This window comes from Sunxiuqinia indica, assembly GCF_009847015.1.
Lineage (GTDB): Bacteria > Bacteroidota > Bacteroidia > Bacteroidales > Prolixibacteraceae > Sunxiuqinia > Sunxiuqinia indica.
Genome location: NZ_WVEM01000003.1, coordinates 197,181 through 224,041, shown reverse-complemented (window position 1 = coordinate 224,041; position 26,861 = coordinate 197,181). Strand labels below are relative to the sequence as shown.

17 protein-coding genes are annotated in these 26,861 nt (G+C 41.4%); 7 read left to right on the top strand and 10 right to left on the bottom strand.

The genetic code is table 11. The features are described from left to right. Together arsB and speA are read left to right on the top strand one after the other, a co-directional pair. Positions 1–1,059 carry an ACR3 family arsenite efflux transporter gene (gene arsB / locus GR929_RS06220; protein ID WP_159518077.1) on the top strand — a complete coding sequence of 353 codons (1,059 nt, stop codon included), beginning with the start codon at positions 1–3 and terminating at the stop codon, positions 1,057–1,059. 178 nt (positions 1,060–1,237) lie between these two features. After that, positions 1,238–3,130: a biosynthetic arginine decarboxylase gene (gene speA / locus GR929_RS06215; RefSeq protein ID WP_159518076.1), complete on the top strand. Its 1,893-nt coding sequence runs from the start codon at positions 1,238–1,240 to the stop codon at positions 3,128–3,130. Positions 3,131–3,182: 52 nt separating this feature from the next. Here speA and GR929_RS06210 read toward each other — a convergent pair whose 3' ends face one another. The 5 genes from GR929_RS06210 to GR929_RS06190 are packed head-to-tail and all read right to left on the bottom strand — an operon-like array spanning position 3,183 to position 12,422. Further along, positions 3,183–4,100, bottom strand: a complete 918-nt coding sequence (locus tag GR929_RS06210; protein WP_159518075.1) for a transglutaminase family protein — start codon at positions 4,098–4,100, stop codon at positions 3,183–3,185. 2 nt (positions 4,101–4,102) lie between these two features. After that, on the bottom strand, positions 4,103–6,646 hold the full coding sequence (locus GR929_RS06205) for a circularly permuted type 2 ATP-grasp protein (RefSeq protein WP_159518074.1): 2,544 nt from the start codon (positions 6,644–6,646) through the stop codon (positions 4,103–4,105). Continuing rightward, a complete protein-coding gene (locus GR929_RS06200) occupies positions 6,646–9,987 on the bottom strand; it encodes a transglutaminase family protein (protein WP_159518073.1) in 3,342 nt (1,113 codons plus the stop codon). The genes GR929_RS06205 and GR929_RS06200 overlap by 1 nt, the downstream gene beginning before the upstream one ends. A 21-nt stretch (positions 9,988–10,008) precedes the next feature. Further along, positions 10,009–10,971: an alpha-E domain-containing protein gene (locus GR929_RS06195; protein ID WP_159518072.1), complete on the bottom strand. Its 963-nt coding sequence runs from the start codon at positions 10,969–10,971 to the stop codon at positions 10,009–10,011. Between the two features lie 11 nt (positions 10,972–10,982). Further along, positions 10,983–12,422 carry a circularly permuted type 2 ATP-grasp protein gene (locus GR929_RS06190; RefSeq protein WP_201300917.1) on the bottom strand — a complete coding sequence of 480 codons (1,440 nt, stop codon included), beginning with the start codon at positions 12,420–12,422 and terminating at the stop codon, positions 10,983–10,985. Between the two features lie 362 nt (positions 12,423–12,784). Here GR929_RS06190 and GR929_RS06185 point away from each other — a divergent pair, with 362 nt between their 5' ends. Continuing rightward, positions 12,785–16,549, top strand: a complete 3,765-nt coding sequence (locus GR929_RS06185) for a hydantoinase B/oxoprolinase family protein (RefSeq protein WP_159518071.1) — start codon at positions 12,785–12,787, stop codon at positions 16,547–16,549. Positions 16,550–16,574: 25 nt separating this feature from the next. Here GR929_RS06185 and GR929_RS06180 read toward each other — a convergent pair whose 3' ends face one another. Then, a complete protein-coding gene (locus tag GR929_RS06180; protein WP_159518070.1) occupies positions 16,575–17,042 on the bottom strand; it encodes a hypothetical protein in 468 nt (155 codons plus the stop codon). Between the two features lie 204 nt (positions 17,043–17,246). Here GR929_RS06180 and GR929_RS06175 point away from each other — a divergent pair, with 204 nt between their 5' ends. After that, a complete protein-coding gene (locus GR929_RS06175; protein WP_159518069.1) occupies positions 17,247–18,872 on the top strand; it encodes an SGNH/GDSL hydrolase family protein in 1,626 nt (541 codons plus the stop codon). Between the two features lie 168 nt (positions 18,873–19,040). Here the strand turns inward: GR929_RS06175 and GR929_RS06170 are convergent, their stop codons facing one another. The 3 genes from GR929_RS06170 to GR929_RS06160 form a co-directional block, all read right to left on the bottom strand. Next, on the bottom strand, positions 19,041–19,469 hold the full coding sequence (locus tag GR929_RS06170; protein WP_159518068.1) for a hypothetical protein: 429 nt from the start codon (positions 19,467–19,469) through the stop codon (positions 19,041–19,043). 210 nt (positions 19,470–19,679) lie between these two features. Beyond that, positions 19,680–20,897: a hypothetical protein gene (locus tag GR929_RS06165; RefSeq protein ID WP_159518067.1), complete on the bottom strand. Its 1,218-nt coding sequence runs from the start codon at positions 20,895–20,897 to the stop codon at positions 19,680–19,682. A gap of 46 nt (positions 20,898–20,943) precedes the next feature. Further along, positions 20,944–21,741: a DUF2971 domain-containing protein gene (locus GR929_RS06160; RefSeq protein WP_159518066.1), complete on the bottom strand. Its 798-nt coding sequence runs from the start codon at positions 21,739–21,741 to the stop codon at positions 20,944–20,946. A 392-nt stretch (positions 21,742–22,133) separates the two neighbouring features. Between GR929_RS06160 and GR929_RS06155 the strand changes: the two genes are divergently transcribed. The 3 genes from GR929_RS06155 (at position 22,134) to GR929_RS06145 (ending at position 26,204) form a co-directional block, all read left to right on the top strand. After that, positions 22,134–23,444, top strand: a complete 1,311-nt coding sequence (locus tag GR929_RS06155) for a cytochrome ubiquinol oxidase subunit I (RefSeq protein WP_159518065.1) — start codon at positions 22,134–22,136, stop codon at positions 23,442–23,444. Continuing rightward, positions 23,437–24,438, top strand: a complete 1,002-nt coding sequence (locus GR929_RS06150) for a cytochrome d ubiquinol oxidase subunit II (protein ID WP_159518064.1) — start codon at positions 23,437–23,439, stop codon at positions 24,436–24,438. Before GR929_RS06155 ends, GR929_RS06150 begins: the two co-directional genes overlap by 8 nt. Before the next feature lie 206 nt (positions 24,439–24,644). Beyond that, entirely contained in the window at positions 24,645–26,204 is a 1,560-nt protein-coding gene (locus GR929_RS06145) for a glycoside hydrolase family 28 protein (protein WP_159518063.1), read from the top strand. A 124-nt stretch (positions 26,205–26,328) separates the two neighbouring features. Here the strand turns inward: GR929_RS06145 and GR929_RS06140 are convergent, their stop codons facing one another. Beyond that, positions 26,329–26,592 carry a DUF1456 family protein gene (locus GR929_RS06140; RefSeq protein ID WP_159518062.1) on the bottom strand — a complete coding sequence of 88 codons (264 nt, stop codon included), beginning with the start codon at positions 26,590–26,592 and terminating at the stop codon, positions 26,329–26,331. Between the last annotated feature and the right edge of the window lie 269 nt (positions 26,593–26,861).

The window sequence follows — 26,861 nt, the reverse complement described above, 5'->3', positions numbered from 1 at the left end:
ATGGCGAAGAAGAAGCGCTTGTCATTTTTAGACCGCTACCTGACAATTTGGATTCTACTGGCAATGGCTACCGGTGTTTTTATTGGGTACCTGAAACCAGAAGTCGGTAACTTCTGGAACGGTTTTCAGGCAGGAACAACAAATATTCCACTTGCTATTGGGTTAATTTTAATGATGTATCCCCCACTGGCAAAAGTTCGCTACGAAGAGCTGGGATTGGTTTTCAAAGATGTCAAACTGTTGGGGATTTCACTGATCCAAAACTGGCTGATCGGCCCTTTCCTGATGTTTGCTTTGGCCATTCTGTTTCTGCATGATTACCCGCACTACATGGCGGGAGTCATTCTAATTGGGCTGGCACGATGTATTGCCATGGTAATTGTTTGGAACGATTTGGCGGAAGGAAATCGCGAATACGCCGCTGGTCTGGTCGCATTCAACTCCATCTTTCAGATTTTGTTCTTTTCAGTTTACGCCTGGGTATTTCTTGGTATTTTGCCCGGTTGGTTGGGTTTACAAAATCTCGAAGTCACTATTACCATCGGACAAATCGCCGAGTCCGTTTTAATTTACCTTGGAATTCCTTTTGCTGCGGGCTTTTTAACCCGCTTCAGCTTAATTCGAATAAAAAGCGAAGAATGGTACAAAACAAAGTTTTTACCTAAAATCAGTCCAATCACCTTAGTTGCATTGCTTTTTACCATTTTCGTCATGTTTTCGTTAAAAGGCGAATACATCGTAAAAATTCCACTCGACGTGGTTCGCATTGCCATACCGCTGGTAATCTATTTCGTTATCATGTTCTTAGTTTCCTTTCTGATGGGTAAACGTTCGGGCGCTGACTATTCTAAAACAACATCCATCTCGTTTACAGCAGCATCGAATAATTTCGAACTGGCCATTGCCGTTGCCGTTGCCGTATTTGGCATTAACTCCGGTGAAGCTTTTGCTGCCGTGATTGGTCCATTAGTAGAAGTTCCCGTATTAATTGCACTGGTGAGTGTTGCACTGTGGTTCAAGCGAAAATACTTTGCAAATCTTTCCATTCAAAACGGATAATACTTGCACCAAAAATGAAAATAAAAAGCTGTTGGTATGGCTCGACCAACAGTTTTTTTTTAGGAAAAAATTGCTGCCTTCTTATTTGTGTTTTAATATTGCTTATTGTATTGTTTGAAAAACTATATTTGGAACGAAAAAAAAGACTAACGAAAAACATAAAATACGACAGTTTAGCATGAGAAAATGGCGCATTGAAGACACAGAAGAACTTTATAATATTAATGGTTGGGGAATCAATTTTTTTTCGATTAACGATAAAGGGAATGTGGTTGTTACTCCTAAAAAAGATGGAGTTGAAATTGACCTCAAAGAATTAGTTGACGAACTACAAGTAAGAGATGTTGCTGCTCCAATGCTGCTTCGTTTTCCCGACATTCTTGATAGCCGTATTGAAAAAATGTCTAGTTGTTTTAAAATTGCTTCGGAAGAATACAACTATAAAGCGCAAAACTTTATCATCTACCCAATCAAGGTCAATCAAATGCGACCAGTTGTTGAAGAGATTGTCAGTCACGGAAAAAAATTCAACATTGGACTCGAAGCTGGCTCAAAACCAGAATTACATGCTGTAATTGCAACCAATACAAACAATGACTCGCTTATTATTTGCAATGGTTACAAAGACGAAGATTACATTGAACTGGCTCTGTTAGCCCAAAAAATGGGACGACGGATTTACATTGTTGTTGAAAAATTGAATGAGCTAAAACTAATTGCCCAAATTGCGAAACGACTGAAAGTGAAACCCAACCTCGGAATTCGGGTAAAGCTGGCCAGTTCTGGAAGTGGGAAATGGGAAAACTCAGGCGGCGATGTTAGTAAATTTGGATTAACATCGAGCGAACTTTTGGAAGCAATGGACTATTTGAGTAAGCAAAAATTAACCGACTGTCTCAAGCTGGTTCACTTTCATATTGGTAGTCAGGTGAATAAAATACGTCGTATAAAAATTGCCTTGCGCGAAGCTTCACAGTTTTATGCTCAAATGTGCCTGAGTGGTTTCAATATCGAATTTGTAGATATCGGTGGTGGCCTTGGTGTAGATTACGATGGAACCCGATCAGCGAATAACGAAAGCAGCGTAAACTACAGCATCCAGGAGTACGTTAACGATGCGATCTCTACCATGGTCGACGTCAGCGAAAAAAATAATATTCCACACCCCAACATCATCACTGAATCAGGCCGTTCATTAACAGCACATCATTCTATTTTGATATTTGAGGTGTTGGAATCAGCCTCGCTTCCTGAATGGGATGAAGAAGAGGAACTACATCCGGAAGATCATGAGTTGGTCAAAGAGCTTTACACGCTCTGGGATGCGATTAATCAACCTCGGATGCTGGAGATTTGGCACGATGCCCAGCAAATTAGGGAAGAAGCGCTTGACCGTTTCAGCCTCGGAATGCTCGACTTAAAAACCCGTGCCCAGGTAGAACGCCTGTTTTGGTCAATCGCACGCGAAATTCACGAGATGATTGGAAAAATAAGGCACGTACCTCACGAATTAAACCAGTTAGAAAAACTGCTGGCTGACAAATACTTCTGCAACTTTTCATTGTTTCAGTCTTTACCTGACTCATGGGCTATCGACCAGATATTCCCCATTATGCCAATACATCGGCTGGATGAAAAACCTGACCAATCAGCGACCTTGCAGGATATTACCTGCGATTCGGATGGTAAAATCGACAATTTCATTGCCACACGAAACCTTTCACATTATCTTCCTGTGCATAAACTAAAGGCAAAAGAACCATACTATATCGGTGTATTTTTAGTAGGTGCCTATCAGGAAATTTTGGGCGACCTGCACAATTTATTCGGCGACACGAATGCCGTTCATGTTTCCGTTGACAAAGACGGTTACTCGATAGACCAAATAATTGACGGAGAAACCGTTGCAGAAGTATTGGATTACGTACAATACAATCCGAAGAAAATGGTTCGTACCGTCGAAACCTGGGTAACGTCTTCGGTTAAAGCAGGAAAAATTTCAGCAGCCGAAGGCAAGGAATTCTTATCCAACTACCGTTCAGGATTGTACGGATACACTTATTTAGAATAAAAATTTCGAGTAGAATAATAAAAAAGCCTTTCGTTACTGAAAGGCTTTTTTATTATTTCGTTTGAGGTTGAGTGTCATACTCTATTTCGCGAATGTCTACAGAAACATTCATTTCATTTTTGCCATTACTGTAAATCACTCCTTTGAGCGGTGGAACATCGTAATAATCGCGCCCCCAAGCAACAACCAGATGTTGATTTTCTGGAATCAAATTATTTGTCGGGTCAAAATCGACCCATCCAAAACCTGGTATAAAAATTGAAAACCAAGCATGCGAAGCATCGGCACCAATCAGTTTTTCCTGTCCGGCAGGCGGAATAGTCTCAATATATCCACTCATGTAGCGAGCGGGTAATCCGACTAATCGAATGCATGCGATTGCAATTTGGGCGAAATCCTGACAAACCCCTTTTCGTTCCTCAAAAACCTCATGCAGCGGAGTCGCCACATCAGAGAACCCAGGCACAAATTTAAAGTCGGTGAAGATTCGTTGCATCAACTCCTTTGCTGCATCAAAAACCGACCGATTGGGTTGAAAAGATTCGGTGCCATAATTTTTTATGACAGGTGAAACTTTACGAATAAGTGGCGATTCCAATAGATACTGACGGGCATTCAAACAGTCGGCAGTGAGCTGTGTTTTTAATTGATCAATGGCACTACTCATTGTAACCATCCGACAGTTACTCGAATTGTAGCTCGCAACTATAGAGTTAAAATCTCGCTCAATAATACTTTTCGAACTAACAATCAACTCATTGTGCGGCTCCTGAATAGAAAATCGAGTTAAATAATTTCCAAAGAAATCAGTCCGCTCGTTAATTTCAGAAGGAGAAGGTTCAATGTCCAGCTTAAAATCCAATAATTTCTGACCGCTTAGATCGCGCGGTCTAAGTGTAGCCATATTATGACAATAGCTGACAAAGTTGTCATATTTATAAGTTGTTTTATGAATTACCTGGAAAATCATACTTATTCGTCGAAACTTTGATTGACTAACTGGTTCTGCTGATAGCTATGACTAAAATAGGTTGTCGTTATTGACATGGAGGCTTTAAAAAGCAAATCACTCAATTCTGAAAGCAACTGGTCAAGATTTTCTCGTATCGAAGTTTCCTCTTCCGCGCGACTCAACTCATCTCGTGTTGCAAGTCTTAGTTTTGAAAATCCACTAAAAATAGACTTCTCGTAGTTGGTTAATTCATGTGATGCACTCGATTGTGGCAAAACTGCTAAATCCTTATTCAAACGATTGAAACGATACGCAACCGAACGTGGGTATTTTTGATCGAGTAAAATCAGGTCAATCACATTCTCGATCTTAATGTAAGAGCGATAACTATGGCGGTAAATCGTCAAACTTTCGTGGCTGTTTAGCAACGATTCCAAAATTTCATATTCAACCTGTCCATCATATTTTACGACCAACAAACTTCGGCACTTCGAAATATTCAAGTTGCTAAGTTCAAGCTGCAAACCAACAAAATAGAGTAACAATCCCTGATCAATCAAGATGCTTTCCTCCACCAAACCCATAAAAGCGATTAGCCGTGTAATTAACTGATCTAACACTTGTATTAACCGACGTGTGGTCACATTTCCTTCACTCTCAATTTCGCTCCAAATTGTATTAATCCGGCCAAACACCCGCCACATATCCGAAGACCATAAATTTCGAATTGAGAAATAGGCATTAAAAAACATGTTCATCGTGTGTGCCAAACTGCCATCACGATCAGCATCCAAAATTACCGAATAGATTTCCTTCACCGGATTTTCAATGGGTTCATCGCCAACAAAACCGGGGAAAGTACAGGTCATATTAGTTACCGCCCGAAACAAAACATCTAAGCTTTTTTCGGTGGGTTTTCGCTCGTTAAAATTGGTGAAACTCATTTGCTTAAGAACCATGCGCAAAAAACGCGATGTTGACAGCGCACGTCCAACGTACCGTCCTGCCCAAAAAAGATTCTCCGCAGTTAAACTAGGTAAATCATCCAAACTTGCCTCAATCGTGTTTGTTGGTCTTGCCAACGAAAAACGAGCTTTGTGATCATCCGGTTCTTTTCCTACCACCCAGAAATCTTTACTCAATCCTCCGGTTTGATTGGTAACAATCGAATTTCCGATGCCCGGAGCTACTCGAGCCAGGCCTCCCGGCATAATCTCATAGCCATTCTTAGTGGCTATCCCAAAGGTACGGACAGCCATATTACGTGGCTCAAGTTTTTGGTTTATAAATGTTGGTGTGGTTGAAAAACCAATGCGTTCCTGTGCGACAAATCGATAGGGGCGTTCAAGAATTTGCGCTCGTAAAAGTTGCAAATCCTGCGGGTTCATCTCATAGCCATAAAATACACTGTCATTAAAAGGGCGATCGATCAACCGAACGATTAACTCGGAAAGATGATCAAGCACATATTTTCGCTCCTTTTCCTGTCCACACCACCACGAAGCCACTTGTGGAAGAATTAGCTTTTCATTTAAAAAATATTTTGCAATGCCCGGTATGAAAGGAATTAATCCGGGATTTTCCAACACCCGTGATCCAATTGGATTTAAAATGCTAACATGCTTTTGTCTGACAACCTCCAACAGCCCGGGCACGCCCAATTGCGAATCTTCGCGCAATTCGAGTGGATCTGTATACAAATCATCAACCCTTCGTAAAACGACATCGACCTGCTTTAATCCCTTTAATGATTTCATCCACAGATAACCGTCACGTGCCACTAAATCGTTCCCCTGCACCAACGGATATCCCATGTGCGATGCCAGATAGGCATGTTCAAAATAAGTTTCGTTGAGTGGCCCCGGGGTTAGTACCACGATTGTTGGTGAATCAATTTTACGTGGTGATGCGTCAATCAGCAAGTTGTCAAAATGCTGAAAAAAGCTAGATAACCGACTAACTTCTATGCCGTTTGAAAGTTCCGGCAAAACCCGACCAATCGTTAGTCTGTTCTCGAGTGCATAACCCATTCCGGATGGTGCTTGAGTCCGGTCGCTGTATATCCACATTCTTCCGTCTGGCCCCCTGGCTATGTCGGCCGCGTAAATCTGCAATTGCTTGGCTGTTGTATATTCGATCTGATCGCATTGCCGAATAAACCCCCGATGACTGTATATGACTTCCTGCGGAACAATTCCTTTTTTAATTAGTTCGCGTTTCCCATACAAGTCCTTCAGAATAAGGTTGAATAATTCGGCACGCTGCTGAATCCCTTTTTCAATCGTTTCCCATTCCCTGGCTTCAACAATGGATGGAATCGCATTCAGATTCCATGGTCGATTAAGCCCATTAGGATCGTTATAAACATTGTAAGTAACCCCATTCTCTGAGAGATACCAATTCAAATCCGACTGTCTGGAATCTAAAGCAGCATAGCCAATGTTCTGGACATTTTTAAAAAGAATGTCCCAATGCGGATTAATGGAATTGTTTGCACCTACCACTTCATCATTCTCACATTCCTTCAGGTACTCGTTGCACGGTATATCATTAATTTCAGGCATCAGCTCTTTTTATTTTTTCTATTGTGTCGCAAATCCAATGTATGAGGGAACTCCAAACTTACGGGAATTTCTCTATAATCAAACTTTTTCACATCAGAATGTACCTGAATCGACCGATCAGGCATTTGGTCAACCGCCTGGCTCTCGGGTGCAGCAATTTCGCCCTGTGTGTGCCCTAGATCCCAAAAACGGTTAATTCTGCGCGATTCCGCTTCATAACTGTTCACCGGATAGGTATCGTACGAGAGACCTCCCGGATGTGCGACAAAATAGGTACATCCACCAATTGACCTTTTGTTCCAGGTATCTACAATGTCAAATACCAGCGGTGTATCAACACCAATTGTTGGATGAAGCGATGACCATGGCTGCCAAGCTTTGTACCGAACTCCGGAGACAAATTCGCCCTTCTTTCCAGTTGCAATTAGCGGAACTTTCACTCCATTGCAAGTTAGAATATAACGGTTGTCTACAAAATTATTCAGCTTCACCTGAATACGTTCAACCGACGAGTCGACATAGCGAGCAGTTCCCCGATCCGACATTTCTTCACCCAAAACATTCCACGGTTCAATGGCCATGCGTAAATCAATATCAATTCCTTTAATATTGACCATGCCATACAAGGGGAAACGGAATTCAAAGAATGGATCAAACCAATCTAACTGAAACGGATAACCCGCCTCGTTCAGCTGTTCCACAATGTCTTTTATATCTTCTTTCACGTAATGCTCCATGAGGAATCGATCATGTAACTCAGTACCCCAACGTACTAATTTGTGTTTGTACGGTTTACGCCAGAACCACGCAACCAGCGTACGAACCAGTAACATTTGCGTCAAACTCATTTGTGCATGTGGCGGCATATCAAAAGCCCGAAGTTCCAATATACCCAAGCGACCCGATGAGGAATCGGGGGAATACAATTTATCGATGCAAAATTCAGCCCGGTGCGTATTGCCGGTAATGTCGGTCAGCATATGGCGAAACAATCTGTCGGTTAGCCAATAAGGTACTTCTTCACCTTCAGGAACTTGCTCAAAAGCAATTTCCAGTTCGTAAAGATTCTCGTAGCGTCCTTCGTCAACCCTTGGAGCCTGGCTTGTCGGCCCGATAAAAGATCCGGAGAACAGATAAGAAAGTCCGGGATGATGTTGCCAGAATGTAAGCAGACTGCGTAATAAATCGGGTCGCCGCAACAGAGGACTGTCGGTTGGTTTTGCTCCACCCAGCGTAACGTGATTACCTCCTCCGGTTCCGGTGTGTTTACCGTCGAGCATAAATTTCTCTGTACCCAATCGTGCTTGTTTTGCTTCTTCATATAAAGCCAGTGTATTATCGGTCAACTCTTTCCAGTTTTTTGCCGGATGAATATTAACTTCAATTACACCGGGATCAGGAGTTACTTTCAGCACTTCCATGCGATTGTCGCGAGGCGGTTCATACCCCTCAATAATAATCGGAATCTTAAGCTCTTCGGCAGAAGCTTCCAAGGCAGCTGCCAAATCAAGAAATTCTTCGGCACTTTCGAGCGGCGGCAAAAACAGGTATAGCCTGTTTTCGCGTACTTCGGCACAAATAGCCGTTCGGATAAAAGGCATTGGTTCAGATTGAGCCTGGACTCCAGCCTTTTTTCGTTTCTGAACCACTTCTTGATATTCTCCAAGTGGTTCGGTTTCAGCATATAAATCAGGTTCAAAAATAGGGTCGCTTTCTTTTGTCGGGCTTTCGAGCAACGACTCTAATGGAAGTCGCAAGCCAACCGGCGAATTTCCGGGGGTGAGATACAAATGTTTTTGGCGAAATTCCCACTGACTGCTAACCCATCGTTTTTGATAGCTATTAAGCGGCATAACATAACCTGCGGGTGCATTCAATCCCTTATTCAACAACTCGCTTAATTTCTGACGTTCCAACGGATCTTTCAAATTACTTTTAAGAGGATCTGCATCAACCGGTAAACGGCCTTCTTCCCACAAGAAATAGAAAATATCTTCGTAGGCCGGAAGAATGGTTTCAGTGCCAATGCCCAAATATTTCGTTAAAGTTTTCAGAAAAAGCTCCGGGGCAGAATCATCCACCTTATATTCCTTTGTGAACGAAGCTAAAAGATCCGGATTTTTCCAAACCGGTTCACCATCTTTTCGCCAATGAATACCAACCAGCCAACGTGGAAGAGGTTCGCCGGGATACCACTTCCCCTGAGCATGATGCAAGAGACCTCCTTTTCCAAACCGCTCCAGCAAGCGAGTCGATAAATTGGATGCCAGTTTACGTTTATGCTCCCCATCGGCTGCGGTGTTCCATTCTTTCGACTCCATATCGTCTATAGAAACAAAAGTCGGTTCACCACCCATCGTCAAGCGAACATCGCCGTCCTCCAATTCTTTTTCAACTTCAAAACCCAGATTGTAAATCGATTGCCATTGATCATCGGTATAAGGTTTTGTAACCCGGGGCGACTCGAAAATACGAGTAACCGTATTGCTGTGAAAGAATTCGGTTTCGCAAACATCGGTCAATCCAGATACTGGGGCGGCACTTTCGAAGGAAGGAGTACACGCCAGTGGAATGTGACCTTCGCCAGCCAATAAGCCAGAAGTGGCGTCGAATCCGATCCAGCCGGCTCCGGGAATATAGGCTTCAGCCCAAGCATGCAGATCGGTAAAATCCGATTCAGGGCCCGAAGGACCGTCCAGTGATTTTTCGTCGGCGGTTAATTGCACCAAATAGCCTGAAACAAAACGGGCTCCGATTCCAAAATGACGAAGTGCCTGAACCAATACCCACGCAAAATCGCGGCAGGATCCGGTTTTTCGTTGCAAGGTATCTTCGCAAGTCTGAACACCAGGCTCCATTCGAATCGTATAATTCAGGTGCTGATTGAGCTTCTGATTCAATTCGATTAAAAAATCAATTGTTTTTCGCTCGGAGCGATCAACGGTTTTCAACCACTCATTCAATAAAGCTCCGCTTTCATTAATTTCTAAATAGGGGATTAACTCTTTCTTCGTGATTTCACTGTAAGTAAATGGAAACTTCTCCGCAGATTCCTCCACAAAAAAATCAAACGGATTGATGGTCTTCAGATCGGCAATAATTTCAACATCAACTGATAATTCCTTGGTCTTTTCAGGAAAAACAAGCCTTGCCTGGTAGTTGCCAAAAGGATCTTGTTGCCAATTAAAAAAATGGTTCTCCGGCTTTATTTTGATTGAATAAGCCTCAATAGGTGTTCGACTATGAGGGGCAGGACGCAAACGAAAGATATGAGGGGACAGGTTTACCATTCGATCATACTTGTACGTCGTTTTATGGGAAATGACAACTTTAAGAGCCATGTGCGGATTATAAATTATTAATTACGCTTTTGCAATATTCTTTTCGACTGAAAAGAAGGAATCTGAGATTGCCTCCGCAACCTTAAGTAAATCAATTTGGAACTTGTCCAGGTATTCATGCATGCCTGAACTAATAATATCATTAATGTCGGCAAACACTAACTGAGAAGTCAGCATTCCAACTTCCTTTTCAGCCTGATTGGAGTAACCATTGGTGTTGCCTGAAATCATTCTTAAAGAAATTGCGGTATGTTCGAGACATAATAACATGGATCGTGGAAATTCATTATCAAGAATCAAAAACTTGGCGATACCTACAGAAGTCAGCTTTCCGTAAAGCTTTCGATACATGTCGTAAGCACTAACTGATTTTAAAAGTGCTGCCCACTGAATAATGTCTATAGAGCCCCCAATATCCTGTGCTGTCGGCAATAAAATATGGTATTTTACATCCAATATTCGTGACGTTTTATCTGCCCGCTCCAGCATTTTCCCAATACGACCAAAATGCCAGCCCTCTGTTCTTGAGATGGTTGCATCGACAATTCCCCAAAACAGCTGACATCCTTTTTTTATTTCGTCAAAATATATCCTCGGATCTTTTTTTACCCAAATTTTCTTTTCAAGACCATTCTTAACAAAATAGTACAAGTAGTTAATTTGTGCCCAAAGTTCCTTCGTTATCTCAGGGCGGATAGCCCGGGCATTCTCCCTGGCATTGACGATGCAATTATAAATCGAATTCGGATTTTTAGGATCAAATCCTAAAAAGTAGATTACATTTTCCTTGTTAATGCTTTCGTGCTTTTCACTGTACAATTCCCAATCTCCGGTAGTTACAACCAAAGGCTGCCATTGTTCTGACACATGAGGGGGCAATTCCAGCGAAAGATTAAAACTAACATCCATAAAACGGGCATAATTTTCAGCCCTTTCCATGTACCGGTTCATCCAGTACATCGCATCTGCTACTCTACTAAGCATGTTCTTTGGTTTTAAAAATTGTCAACAACCCAAGTGTCCTTACTTCCACCCCCCTGAGAGGAGTTTACTACAAGAGATCCCTTTTTCAACGCAACCCGGGTCAAAGCACCTGGAATAATATTAATGTCGCTTCCATAGAGCACATAAGGCCTTAAGTCGACATGACGACCTTCAATCCCCTGATCGGATAATGTAGGTACCCTCGACAAATTTATGGTCGGTTGTGCAATATAATTTCTGGGACTTTTTTTGATTTTCTGAATAAATTCGGCTTGCTCTTCCTTGGTTGATTTTGGGCCAATTAACATGCCATATCCACCAGAAGCATCCGTCTGTTTGATAACCAATTTCGAAATATTGTCGATGACATAATCTCGTTCCTTTTCACGATCACAAAGGAACGTTTCGATATTGGGAAGCAACATCTCTTCGCCCAAGTAGTATTTGATGATGTCGGGAACATAAGCATAAACAGCTTTGTCGTCAGCCACTCCTGTGCCGGGTGCATTTATCAATACTACATTACCTTTAAGGTAAGCTCTAAATAGTCCCGGTGTTCCCAGCATCGAATCAGCTCTAAAAACCTCCGGATCGATAAAATCGTCATCTACCCTTCGGTAAATCACATCAATCCGCTTCAGTCCTTTGGTCGTAATTTTATATACGAAGTCATCTTGAACGACAAGGTCACGCCCCTCAACCAGCTCGGCGCCCATTTGCTGAGCAAGATAAGCATGTTCGAAATAGGCTGAATTATAAGTCCCCGGAGTCAACACCGCGATTGAGGCGGGAAATACCGGAGAAAGCGACTCGAGCATATCGCGCAGGTAGTGGCTATAATTATAAACCGGCCGAACATTTAGTTTCTCAAAGACTTCGGGGAAAGTTCGCTTCAGAATTTCCCGATTTTCCAGCATATACGAAACTCCTGACGGACATCGCAGGTTGTCTTCAAGCACATAGTAACTGCCATCAGCACCCCGGATAATATCGGTTCCGGTAATGTGAACCCATACACCTTTGGGCGGTTTCAGTCCAACACACTGTTTCAAGTATGACGAACTCGATAAAATCAGTTCTTTCGGAATAATTTTATCTTTTAATATTTTCTGATCATTATAAATGTCATCGATGAATAAATTCATCGCGTAAATCCGTTGCTTCAACCCACGCTCAAGCAAATCCCAATCCTGACCACTAATAATCCTAGGGATAATATCTAAATGAAGAATGCGCTCAACCCCTTGATTATCACTGTAAACATTAAAAGTCATCCCCATAGACAATTGCACTCTGTCCGTAGAATGCTGCAGCATATTGAGTTTTTTCAACCCCATTTTTTGCAGCCAATCAATAAACAGGGCATAATGCGGCTTTACTATTTTATCGTTTTCGAAAGTTTCATCAAAAAAACCTTCAGTCTCGTAACTTTGAAAATCTATTTTTGGCATATTGTAACCATGAAGTTTATATCAATAACAATTTATTAAAACAATAAGTTTAACTGTTTTCAATTTGACTCGCAAATCAATCAAATATAATCAAATTGACGAATGAACGATCATAATTGCCGATATTGATACGAAATAGGGTCTTCTAGTTTCTAAACGACAATAAACAGGACAGAAACTCTTCCATCAAACTGTTGAAAAATGTCAATCGAACATCTGAACACAAAAAAATCACTGGAAATTAACTAATGATCAAACCATTGCATAATTAACACCTATTACAAGATGCATTTATGAACTGCTCTGTGAATTACCAAATTTGTCATTTTGTTGTATTTTCGTGAGGATTCAGGAATAATAATATGGAAAATAAAAGACATTTTCAGCTGTTTGTTGACACAGGCGGAACATTTACCGATTGTATTGGTATTGATCAGAATGGAACCGAATACCGACGCAAAGTTTTAAGCAACAGCAGCCTTCGGGGAAGCATCAAAAAAATAGAATCAGCCACTTCATTAATTATTCACGAAGCTTGGGAGTTGGAACGCGATATTATTCAAGGTTTTTCTTTTCGTTTATTGGGCGAAGAGTATACAAATTTTAAGATTGTCTCCTTTGACATCCAACAAAAACGGATGGAAATCAACCAGCCATTCTCCTCTGAAAATTTGAAAGAAGGAGCCAATTTTGAAATCACCTCGCATGAAGAAGCGCCGGTTTTGGGAGCACGACTGATTACACAAACAGCATTGACTGAAACTTTTCCAAACTTACAACTCAAATTAGGCTCAACTAAAGGAACAAATGCATTACTAGAGAGAAAGGGTGCAAAAACACTTATTCTGGTCACCAAAGGATTTAAAGACCTGCTAAAGATTGGCAACCAGGCGCGTCCCGACATTTTTGCAATGAACGTTGAAAAACGACAGCAAATCGCAAACTCAGTTTTAGAGGTTGATGAACGAATTGATGCACAAGGAAACATTTTGCTGGCACTGGATAAAGACAAGCTTCGGCAACAATTGCAGGAGCTCCGAAATCAAAAATTTGAATCTGTTGCCATTGCATTCGTGAATGCGTATAAGAACCCAATTCACGAAGAAGAAACAAAAAAGATTCTCGAAGAACTTGGTTTTCAATCGATCTCTGCGTCAGCCGAATTAACACCGCTTGTAAAAATCGTCCCGCGGGCTGAAACGACTGTTGTCAATGCCTACCTCTCTCCCATCATTCATAACTACGTGAATAACATCGTTGAACGAGTCGGCAAACACGCTTTCCAGATAATGACCAGTGCCGGAAGCTTGGTGGCAGCCGACAATTTTCAACCCAAAGACAGTTTATTGAGCGGCCCCGCCGGAGGAGTTGTTGGCGCATCGCTAATCGGAAAAAATTGTGGGCGGCAAAACCTGATTACCTTCGATATGGGCGGCACCAGCACCGATGTTTCGCGCTACAGCGGTGCTTTTGATTATCGCTATGAGCTGGAAGTGGGCGATTCGATTATCAACAGTTCAGCGATCGCTATTGAAACCGTAGCTGCAGGAGGTGGATCAATTTGTGGGTTCGACGGCTATAAACTTTTTGTTGGTCCGGAGAGTGCCAGCGCTTTTCCCGGCCCGGCTTGCTATGGTGCAGGTGGTCCGCTAACAATAACTGATGTCAACTTGTTACTCGGCAGGTTGGACACCTCCCGGTTTTCTATCCCTGTTTTTCCTGAAGCGGCTCAGGAGCGGTTGAATGAATTAATCCTTCAGGTAGAAGAAAAATCGGGCAAAAAGCAGTCGGCACAAAAAATATTGGATGGATTTATTGACATTGCCAATGAGATTATGGCCGGAGCGATTCGGAAAATATCAATTTCGCAAGGCTATAATCCGAAGGACTTTTCCTTAGTTGCGTTTGGAGGTGCCGGAGGACTTCACGCTTGTGACATTGCCGACATGCTGACAATCAAAACCGTTCTTCTTCCACAAGATGCCGGATTGCTGAGTGCATATGGAATTGGACACGCACGTATCGAACGCTTTGCCGAAAAACAAATCCTGGCGTATTGGGATGAAGCAGAGTCTTCATTAGCCAATCAATTTGAAGAGATTGAAAACAATGCCGTGAGACTATTAGAAGACGAAGGCTTCCAATCCGATCAGATTGAAATCCGGCAACGCATGCTATTTCTTCGTTTCCAAGGACAAGACAGCAGCCTGGAAATTCAATACAAAAAAGAAGAAGATGCCATCAGGAAGTTTCACAAACAATACAAAAAACTATACGGACATCAGGTTAAAAACCGCCCCATTGAGTTGGAGGCCATTCGCACCATCGCTTCAGTAAAGTCGAAAGAAGAAGCCCCCCCAACCGCACAAGCCGAATCTTATATCCCCGAGCCAGGTTACCGTATTCGAAGTGAACAGATTCCCGTATTTGTGCGCGACGACTTGAACCCCGGAGCAGAAATTACGGGCCCAGCTCTTTTTCTGGACAATTACGCCACAACCTATCTAAAAAAAGGCTGGCAGCTACAACTCTATTCGCATGGAACAGCTGTGCTATCGAAAACTGAAGTAAACGCCGACATCAAAGAGCAGACCCAGGAAACCGAATTGGAACTGTTTGCGAATCGGTTTATGTCGATTGCCGAAAACATGGGCGCCTTGTTGCAACGAACAGCTTTGTCGGTTAACATTAAAGAGCGACTTGATTTTTCATGTGCCCTTTTAGATGCTGACGGAGGGCTGGTAGCCAATGCGCCTCACATTCCTGTTCACCTTGGCGGATTGGGCGTGTGTGTAAAAAGCTTGTTAAAACATATTCAGATTGAAGAAGGCGACACCATTGTGACCAATCATCCCAAGTACGGTGGTTCTCATCTTCCTGACGTAACCTTGGTGACTGCTGTTTTTCATGAGAGGAAACGAGTTGCCTTTGTCGTGAACCGGGCGCATCATAGCGAGATTGGCGGAATCAGTCCGGGCTCCATGCCACCGAACGCCAAAAATCTGGCCGAAGAAGGCGTGGTTATTTCCCCTTTTCACCTTGTAAAAGGAAATCAGGTGGATTGGGACGGCATGCGCGACATCCTCTTGAAAGGCCCCTTTCCTACCCGCTCGGTTGAAGAAAACCTGGCAGATTTGAATGCAGCAATTGCGGCAAATAAAAACGGACAAGATGCGCTGCTAAACCTCATAGAACAACATGGGGCAGAAACAGTAAGCAATTACTTCAGTTTATTGAAAAAACACGCCGCAGATAAAATGCGCGAAACCTTGTCGAAATTTTCGGATGGTATTTATGACGCCGAGGAAAGATTGGATGATGGCTCCTTGCTGAAAGTAAAAGTTGATTTAAAAGATGGTGAGTGCAAAATCGATTTTACAGGAAGTGCGGAGGTTCACACCGGCAATATGAATGCTACCGAAGCCATTGTACAAAGTGTAACCATTTATGTTTTGCGTCTGCTCTTAAAAGAGTCGATCCCATTAAACGATGGATTATTGCAACCAGTTTCTATTCATCTGTCCAACGGTTTGTTAAATCCTGTTTTTGATGATGATCCGACCAAGTGCCCGGCCGTGGTTGGTGGCAATGTTGAAATCAGCATGCGCCTGACCGACACCTTACTAAAAGCCTTTGGCGTGATAGCTGCCAGTCAGGGAACCATGAATAACACCCTGTTTGGAAATGAAAACTTTGGCTACTACGAAACGATTTGCGGTGGTTGCGGAGCTGGCAATGGGTTCAACGGAGCAAGTGCCGTGCATCATCACATGACCAATACCCGCATTACTGATCCTGAAATCATGGAACTGCGCTACCCGGTTCGGCTGGATGAATTTTCCATTCGACAAAACTCGGGAGGAGCCGGAAAATGGAACGGAGGCGATGGCATCATTCGTAAATTGACTTTTTTGGAACCGGTCAATTTATCGGTACTCACCCAGCGGCGCAACTCCGGCCCGTATGGTTTGAAAGGCGGACAAAATGGGCAAGCCGGAAAGCAAAAGGTCATCCGAAAGAATGGTGAAGTCGTCCAACTTCAATCCATCCAGAATATGGATTTACAGGATGGCGACCAGTTTGTGATTGAAACGCCCGGCGGGGGTGGCTATGGAAAAACGGATTAGTTGTATCGACAATCAGAAAAGGCAACTACTTTTTTGAAAAAAATTTAATGTAACTATCGATCCACGCAATAACGTGTTCAACAATCAGGTAAATGATCGTAATTATGAAAATTATACTAATTCCTGATTTCGTATAACTCTCGTCTAAAAGGCCAGGGAAAAAATAAATCGTAGCAATCCCTACCCCGCATAAAACAAGGTTAAAATCAATGGGAATCAAAGACAAGATGACACATTTTGGCTTATCGGACTTTGAGCGAATTACAGAGTCATTCCTAGTCCATAATCGTGTCAACAGGCCTAACCTAACGGCAGAAATGTATGTTGCCAATGCAATGACAACAGCTAAAAAATTCAACTCATCAAATTTCCTATTAAAAATATTTACACGACATTCCTTTGGGAGAAGGATAACAATAACAAGTGGAAGAATAATTAAAACAGGAATAACAACCCAACCATAAAATTTTTTCTTTCTTCCTCTCCTTATCATAGTCATATCTTTTTAGTTAGTATTTATAAGATACCTAATTTCAACAAAAAAATCAATGGAAAATACGGAACAATCGAAACTCCTGTTTGGGAATAGACCAACAAAAAGCTAAATTTAGCTCACTTTAAATGTTCAAAAAAAGACGAATCGCATTTTGAAATTATTCAAGGACGAACATTCTCCGTGAATCAAAAATAATTAAAGATGAAAATTGTCACACTACTCATTTGCTTGCTAATTATGAATATTGCCATGGCGCAAAACGACCCCAAATGGGATGACACCCATTCGAAAGACTGGCCAGCCGACTGCCAAAAAGTAGACGTTATTTCAACAATCGACAAATCGCCACAGCCAGCCTATTTTTTTCAATCGAAAGCTGACAGCCCGCGTCCGCTGATTATCAGCTTACACACATGGAGCGGTGATTTTAACCAAGAAGATACGCTATCGTGGATATGTGTGAAAGGTGATTACAATTATATCCACCCAAACTTCAGGGGGGTAAACGACAAGCCTGAAGCCTGTGGAAGTGAACTTGTCATTCAAGATATTGACGATGCCATCGACTACGCCATTCAGCATGGCAATGTGGACACAAGCAACATGCACGTTATTGGTGTCAGCGGTGGTGGATACGCAACCCTGCTATGCTACATGAAAACCAAACATCACATCCAGTCGTTCTCAGCCTGGGCTTCCATTTCAAACCTGGAAGACTGGTATTACGAGTCGGTTGGTCGAAAGCGAAAGTATGCCCGCCACATTGCCCAAGTTACGACCGGCCAGCATTTTGAAGGCGACCACTACAAATTCAATGCAGCCGAAGCGCGCAAACGCTCGCCCATTTTTATGAATACACCCGTAGCGCAGCGCGAAAATAGCAAACTGTATATCTCCACCGGTATTCACGATGGTTACACAGGTTCGGTGCCCATCACCCAAAGCCTGCGGTTTTTCAACAAAGTAGTGCGCGATTTTGATCCCAATGATCAGGAAACCCCTATTTCAACCGAAGAAATGCTACGACTGGTTGAGCGCAGAAACACCGATTTTCTCAATCCCGAGGGCACGCGGCACGGCGATATCCTGTTCCGTCGTCAATACAAAGATAAAGTACAGATCAATATTTTCGAAGGGGGGCATGAAATGCTAATCGACCAGGCCTTGTTTCCACTCAAAGCGCAAAAAGTACTGGCCATTGGCGATTCGAACGGTGCCATTCCCCATGGTTGGGTGACTCAGCTCAAACAGATTCAATTCAACGATTTCATTCACAACACCTGCATTTCAGGAAATACAATCGGTTTTGACAACCTCAACCGCGCTGAGCTGAACACGCTTCGCAACATCGACAATTACATGAGCTCGGCGGCAAAGACACTGCACGGCATGGATAAAATCATGATCATGCTGGGAACCAACGACTGCAAAGCTGTTTTTGACGACAGCCTGAAGCTCGTTCCTCAAAATATGAAAACGTTGATTGAAAAAATTAAAACGCATCCGGCCTATAAAAAATACCAGCCCAATATTTATGTGGTGTCGCCCCCACCCTATGCCAGCGACGATGAGCTAATCCCAAAGTACAAAGGTGGCTCAGAAGACATTGCCTGGCTGTTTCCACGCTTTAAAAAAGTAGCGGAGGAAGAAGGCTGCACTTTTATTGATGTGTATCATACCTTGCTGCCAATTTGGAGCGAACTAACGATCGACGGAATCCATCTGAAAGTCTCAGGACAACGCTTAGTTGCAAAATCAATGATCCAGGCTGGTTGGGACGATAGCAACCTCCAAAACCAACCGGTGATGGACTATTTTAAGAAATAACCGTGGCGTGATTGTGGCAACCAGAAATTCAGCTTCAAGGGGTCGCACTTTTTGTCGGGTTGAATTTCGATGAGCGTCAGCAGCCGGCAGGACCTGACCGTCAAGAAAAGGAGCAGAGACAAAGCACCGCACGAACCTCGCAATGCAATTTACAATTATAAGCCGTTTTTATTTTTGTTTTTCAAATGTATAATCTCTAGTGAACAGATTATTATCTTCTCTTAGTTGTAATCCTAATGTGTATAATCCGTTCACACGGATAACAACGTCACTTTTTATAGAAAGACCAAAATTCTCGTTTCCTAATTTTTTCTCAGCTTGCCAAATCCAAGTTCCGTTCATTATTTTTTTCTCAAACACACCAAAAAAAACTGTTGCAGTGGAATCTGAATTTAATTTAAAAGAGGTAATGATTTTATGATCAGTCTTTTGGTCATCGTTCTTCATCTTTTTTAATGATTTTTTCGTTATTCTCCAGGAGCCCAAAACTTCTTTAATGTCAGTGTCTGAATTGTCGGAACCATTGAAAAATAAGCATGATGTAAATATTAAAATAGAAATTAGAATTAGCAATTGGTTAAAAGGTTTTTTAGTCATTTTTCATTGTTTTTCAATCAGTTAATAAATAACCACAACTGATTTTAATTTAATTCAAAAGTCAAATATTAGTTGAAAATTTAGAAATTTCTTTTCATTTAAACTGTTCCATGTTATTAGTGTTTCAACAAGAACTCATATCTGTTTCTCGGATTTTTTAAAAAGCTTATAACGGGAGTCTGAAATATCTTCTTTTCTAACGCCTGTTATTTATTTGTATTTCATATTTTTTTGTCCTCTTGTCGCATTAAACTCAAAGTCTGGAATGAGATATTGATAGTCTTTATATTTGTCATTGGAATTTAGTATTTCAACAACCTGTTTTAGTCTACTTTGGATAGTCTCTGTTTTCCTTAAAATGCTTCTCTTAAAATAATACTTTTCCTTCTGCAAATTTGAATATCTTTCAGATTCCATCCGGTCAATGTCTTTTGTTGTGAAGATCGAAATTTGCTCAGATAAGATTTCAAATAGGAGTTTGGTTTCATGACTTTTTACGTCATGTTTTAAAATCTGAAAATAAATCTCTTCGGGCATTGCGTAAGACCAGTTTTGTTCTGTGCTGTCAATAGGTCTGTGCCAACTCATTGCTTGCTCGTTACGATTATGAATTACTATTTTTTCAAGAATTAATGTTTTCAAGTCGACACTTCCTTTTGTTTTAAAGGCTTCTTTTAGTTGAGAAACAAGATTCGTAGTTCTTTCCGCATATCGTTTTTGTAAAATAAGTTTTGTCGAGTCGGAAATGTTAATCCCTATTTGTTTGGCTTTATTTATTTCATTGTCGATAAATTCGAATCGGTCTTTGTTTCTTGAATAATGGATTTGATTTATTTTGTCTCTGTCAATATATGTTGTTTTAAACAGGAACATTGTATTTAATAGAAATGCTATGATGGAACCCAACACCCAATTTTTTGTTTTAAACACGAGTCGGACAGAATTCCAATTTGCAAAAAGGATGTAAATTGGTATAAGGACTAGCAACAACCAAAAGCCTTTCAAAATATCTAAATGATTATCGTATCCATACAAATTGTACACTATCAATGAAAGGATTGAACCAAATCTGGTAACGATAGCTAATGCCAGAAATGTTATGAAAAAGGAAGTTGAAGCAACAAATGTAGTCAGGTACTTTTTTCCCTTTTTTTTGTTTGACACATAAAACCAACAAACGACTGTAAAGCCAAATCCTAGACTTGAAGAAAGGGCAGCAAAAAATAAATCATATAATTTAAATTCTCTATATGGTAAAATATAAGCATCTCCTGTGAAAGTTGTCAGGCGCAACGCTTCTCTTGAATAAAGAAAAAGGAGATTTATTATGAAGGCAGAAAAAAGTCCAAAAACCAATCCAAACCAAAATTGTTTTTTCCCAATTTTGTTAATTGTCAAGTCTGGTTTTAAAAATCCTTTTTTAAGCATTAGTTATCTTGGTTTTATAATTGGCGTTAACGGCTTTTATTTGTTTCTATTCAGTTTTAAAGTTTGATTCCATTTTATAAATGACTGCATGCTTATAGTGGTCGGCAACAATTTGTGTTATCTCTTTTTCTTCACTTTTATCCATTTTACTACCAAGATAAATTTCCTCAATCACATCTTTGTCAAATGAAACGAATTCATGATCTGTGCCTTTAAATTCTATAGGTCCAAATGAAATTCTTATTTCTTGCTCATCACTCCATTTGTCCAATTTAACCCTTAGCCAATCAATTACAGCTTTCAATTCGTCTGTGAAATAATCATTTGGAATTAACTCTTTATTGTATTTTACATTCAATAATACAACTTCGTCATAAGAACTTTTGTCCTTGAGGCTGTGATACAATTTCTTAAGGTTAAATGCAATACAAAACCCTTTATCGGAATCAGCATATTCAGACCACATCTTTGAGTTGGTGTAATCTTTGGTAAAGCAAGTTATACCCTTTGAGTTTCTTTGTTCCGGCAAATAATGATTTGTTAAATATTCAATTAGCCCAGAAGGACTTCTTTTTAATTCTCTTATTTTCTTTCTTTTTTGGACTCTGTCCAGATTATCACTGGTTTTATTTATAATATTTTGAATGAAAGATTCAGGCATATTTTTTAGACTAATGAGCCCAGGATAACAATCATATGGATCTTCAAATTTTGCTGGATTTTTTATCAGGAGATTAGAATTGAAAAGAAGCTGCTTACCACCAGCACAGTCGATGTACTTGTATAATTTAGATACCGTTTTAAGCGTATCTTCAATTTCTTTTCTAAGCTCCTCTTTGAACATTGTTGTTTTCGTTTAATTCCCGTTAACTAGCATATATCAACTCGAGTGTTGTAATTTCTCTTTTATCAATTAGTTCTTTTCGCCCCACAAGTTAATCAATTTTACAAAATATAAAACAAAAGTCAGGCAGTCTATTTATCAACATCAATGAGCCGGATTTATTCATCGGATGACTCCAAGTCATCCGATGAATCTGTTGCTGAAATTATTCCGGACTTGACGGACGATTTTGTGCCCCCACCATTTTCAAAATGAATCTGTTTTTAAAACCTGCCGAACCAATATCCTCATCAGCTAACGAATAGCTACATTCCTTCATTTTACATCAAACCTAAATGCATTTTGGGTGTTGATTCAGTTAAAGATTGGTTTAAAAATAAAAAGATAAAAATATGGATGAATTTATGGCGGCTCGTTTACAGATGGGCGTCTCGCTGGGGTTTCACATCATTTTTGCATGCATTGGAATGGTGATGCCTTGGTTTATGTTTGTAGCCGAATGGAAATGGCTAAAAACAAAAAACGAGGTTTACCTCGATTTAGCCAAAGCCTGGGCAAAAGGTGTGGCTATTTTTTTTGCAGTTGGAGCTGTTAGTGGTACGGTGCTTTCGTTTGAACTGGGCATGCTTTGGCCCACCTTTATGGAACACGCAGGCCCCATTTTCGGGATGCCGTTTTCGTGGGAAGGAACAGCCTTTTTTGTTGAAGCAATTGCGCTAGGGCTGTGGCTTTATGGATGGAATCGCCTCAATGATAAAGTTCACCTATACACCGGAATGGTGGTTGGTATTGCCGGAGTCCTTTCGGGTATCTTCGTTATTTCGGCCAACGCGTGGATGAATGCTCCGTCGGGATTTGATTGGGTGAATGGTCAAGCTGAAAATATTGATCCCGTTGCTGCCATGTTCAACAAAGCCTGGTTTGCACAGTCGCACCACATGATCATCGCCGCTTTTTCGGCCACTGGATTTGCTGTAGCCGGGATTCATGCGATTCTGTATTTAAAAAACAAGTTGGAGATTCATGCAAAAGCCATTGCCATTTCGTTGGCCTTTGCTTCGGTAGCTGCTCTTTTACAACCCCTCAGTGGCGACCATGCAGCTAAAACTGTTGCCGAATTACAACCGGCCAAGCTGGCTGCGTTCGAATCGCACTTCGAAACGGGAAAAGGCGCTTCCCTGATTATTGGTGGTATTCCGGATGTTGAAAATCGCGAGGTCAACTATGCCATCAAAATCCCGGGCTTTTTAAGTTTTCTGGCTCATGGCGATTTCAATGCTGAAGTAAAAGGGTTGGAAGAGTTTCCGGAAGATGAATGGCCACCGGTTCCAATCACCCATTATTCCTTTCAGTTGATGGTTGCCATCGGTATGTTTCTGGCTGCATTGGGAATTATTTTTCTACTGGGAAGTTGGAAATGGAAACACTGGCTCGAAAAACGCTGGTGGCTGACCTTGCTGTTTATCGCCACTCCACTGGGCTTTATAGCCATACAGGCAGGCTGGATTGTTACCGAAGTTGGACGACAACCCTGGATTATTTACGGGATCATGAAAACCAAAGATTCGTTGACGCCAATGCCCGGCATTCAGTATACCTTTTATACCGTCTCGGTAGTTTACCTGCTTTTGAGTTTTATTGTTATCTGGCTTATGAGCCGACAAATAAAAATGCTTCAATCCAAATACCAATCCAATGACTGAAACGATTATCATTATACTTGGCATTTGCCTTTTATTATATGTGCTGCTCGGTGGAGCCGACTTTGGAGGAGGAATTCTTGAATTGATCTCCCGAGGAAAAGCTTCGGGAATTGTAGCGCGTGCCATCGCCCCTGTTTGGGAAGCCAACCATGTGTGGCTAATTCTTGTTGTTGTGATCCTTTTTGTCGGATTTCCAACGGTTTATTCAACGGTGTTAACAGCGCTTCACATTCCCGTTCTGCTGGTACTCCTCGGCATTATTATGCGCGGATCGGCTTTCACCTTTCGCCATTACGACATTGAGGAAGAACGACCGAAAGCCATCTACTCATCCATCTTTCGGTATTCCAGTTTAATAACGACCTTCTTCCTTGGAGTCACCATCGGAGGTATTATTTTAGGAGAGATTTCGCAAGATTACAGCAAAGGCTTTTTCACCATTTACATGCATCCGTGGCTCAATTTGTTTTCGTTTAGCATGGGTGTGTTTTTGGTTATCCTGTTTGCGTTTCTGGCCAACATTTACACCATTGGCGAAACCAGGGAGGAGGAGCACATCAAGCGTTTCACGCGTATTGGAAAATACCTGCTGATTGCTCTGGTTGGCTCTGGAGCCTTGGTTTTTGCTACGGCCGAAATTGAAGGACATCCGCTTTTCTACGAATTTTACCATTCAATTCCCAGCATGATCTGTTTCATCCTGGCCACGATCGCCTTGCCATTCCTTTGGATATATCTCAACCAAAACAGACGAACCCGAGTTCGGATTATTGCAGCTTTTCAAACCTCGATGATCGTGATAGGTTGGTTTGCTATTCAGTTTCCTGTGTTGGTTAAAATTAACGACGGCACTGATATTACCATGCAAAGTGCCGCCGCGCCAAAGCAAGTGCAGTTACAGTTGCTAATTGCTTTAATCGTTGGGGTTTTAATCATCTTTCCATACATGGGATACTTGTATAAAACATTTAAATTCGATAATAAGACATCATAAATTAGTTGATCCACTGCCAATACTTTGCCGCGGATTTTTTTTCGGTAAAGGCTCAAGCAACTCAGCATGCAGTGCAAATTCAGATAATTACATCATCCGAAAAATAGCTTGTTTTCGCTTTTTCAGAATTGACAGATCAAGATTATATCGCTAAATTTGTCTAAATCAAAAAAGTCTGAATATTATTCTCATTTATCATGCATCATATGAAAAAAACCACTTGCAATTTATTCTTACTAATCGCTGTAATTTTTATCAGTCAATCGTGCCAACAGCCAAAACCGGCAGCAGTTGAAACCATTCAGGAAGAAACACCCTGGGGAGTCGAAACCTTTGATCAAACAAGCTTTCCCGACGCAGTGTTTTCAATTACCGATTTCGGAGCTCAAACGACTGAAGGATTCAACAACCAGGAAGCTATCCAGGCAACCATCGACAAGTGCGCTGCAAAAGGTGGTGGTACAGTTAAAATTCCGGCAGGTCAGTGGGAAACGTCCTACCTAAAGTTGAAATCGAATGTTCACCTTTTAATTGAAGAAGGTGCCGTGTTGTTTTTTAGCGATAATATTGATTTATATGCCGTACCAACCTTCACGCGATGGGAAGGCCTGGAGTGTATGAATTATCACCCCCTGATTTATGCCCGCGACGAACAAAATATCGCCATCACCGGTAAAGGCCGAATTGACGGCAACGGCGAAAAATGGTGGGATATGGCTCGCGGAAAAAGAGAAGAAACGCTCACAATACTTTACGATCAGGTGCAGGCCGGAGTTGCCCCCGAGGAGAGAAACTGCCTTGCCTACGAGCCCATGTCATATCTTCGCCCCTCACTAATTCAAACCGTCAACTGTAAAAATGTTTTGGTTGAAGGACTTGAAATTGGCTCCGGCCCCATGTGGACCGTTCATTTCGTTTATTCTGAAAATGTAATTGCCCGAAACTTGAAAGTCATCACCGTTGGAATGAACAACGATGGTATTATTCCGGATTCGAGCACCAAAGTATTAATCGACAATTGCTTCTTCTCCACCGGCGACGATTGCATTGTAATCAAATCCGGATTAAATGAAGACGGATGGCGTGTTGGAAAACCAAGCCAGCGGATCATTATTAAAGACTGTAAAACCAAGCATGGGCACGGTGGCGTAGTTATCGGCAGTGAAATGTCGGGTGGCGTGAATCATGTGTATGCCCGCAACTGCGACTTTGGACATACCGAACGTGGACTGCGTGTAAAATCGATGAAAGGAAGAGGCGGTCTGGTTGAAAACCTTTGGTTTGAAGATATTAAAATGGACAGCATTCAACGCGAAGCCATTAAGATTAATATGTTCTATGGTTCCAGCTCTATCGCTCCAAGAACCGACTCGGTACCGACATTCAAGAATTTCTATTTTGACAAAATCAGCTCTTCCAATTCACAATATGCGGTGCGCATGGAAGGCATCGACGGTCATAAAATTGATAGTATGTTCTTCAGTAACATGAAGATGGACGGGAAATATGGTATTGTGGCTAACGACCTTGAAAATTGTACCTTCACCGACTTGCAAATAAGTGCTGAATCAGGCGAGCCTGTTCAAATTGAAGACGGAATCAATCTGACATTCTCCAATTCAGTATTTAAAGCTGACACCGAAGCGATGGTGAAACTAACAGGTAACAACAGGGCAATCCGCTTTAAAGGATCTAACCAGGCCGATTTCGAGAAAGCCTACTCAAGCGATGAAAAAGCCGATGATTCGGTAATCAAAATCGAATAATACAACAGACGACGACGACCGAAATAACGAGATTAAAAAAGATCCAACTCATGCGAATTGGATCTTTTTTAATCTATAATATTAGTGTCTAAATTAACCGAGAATTACTACGGAAAACCAGCTATTACTCCGCTTTCGTATCCGCATCTTTTTTGGGCACCTGATCTTTGGGTTCCCGTTTATAAATAATCAAACCATTCAGGAAGTTCCGAAGAATCTGATCCTGAAGTGGCTTATAGTTGGGATGATCGATCTTCCGAAAGAAAGCTCCTAATTCACTCTTCGTAACTTTATAATCCACCAGGTTTAAGATCTCCACAATATCATCATCGCGCAATTTCAACGCTACACGTAATTTTTTAAGGATGTCGTTATTTGTAAGAGGCATACTTTTTTAACTTATTAGATTGATAATTGATTCTTAAGCTCGCTCTACTATTTTTCAAGAAATCAACGAATGAGCTATTTGCCAAAAGTAATCAATTTTAGGTTTCAAATACCGACTTGGCTATGCCGTAACAGGAAGACTCAATTGTTGTAAATGAATTCATTGGTTTATTTCGACGAAATTTACTGTTGATGTTCCTAATTATGTCACAAAAAGAAAGCCCACCTTCAAAATGGAATGCTTTACACCTTGCCTGGATGAGAGATTAA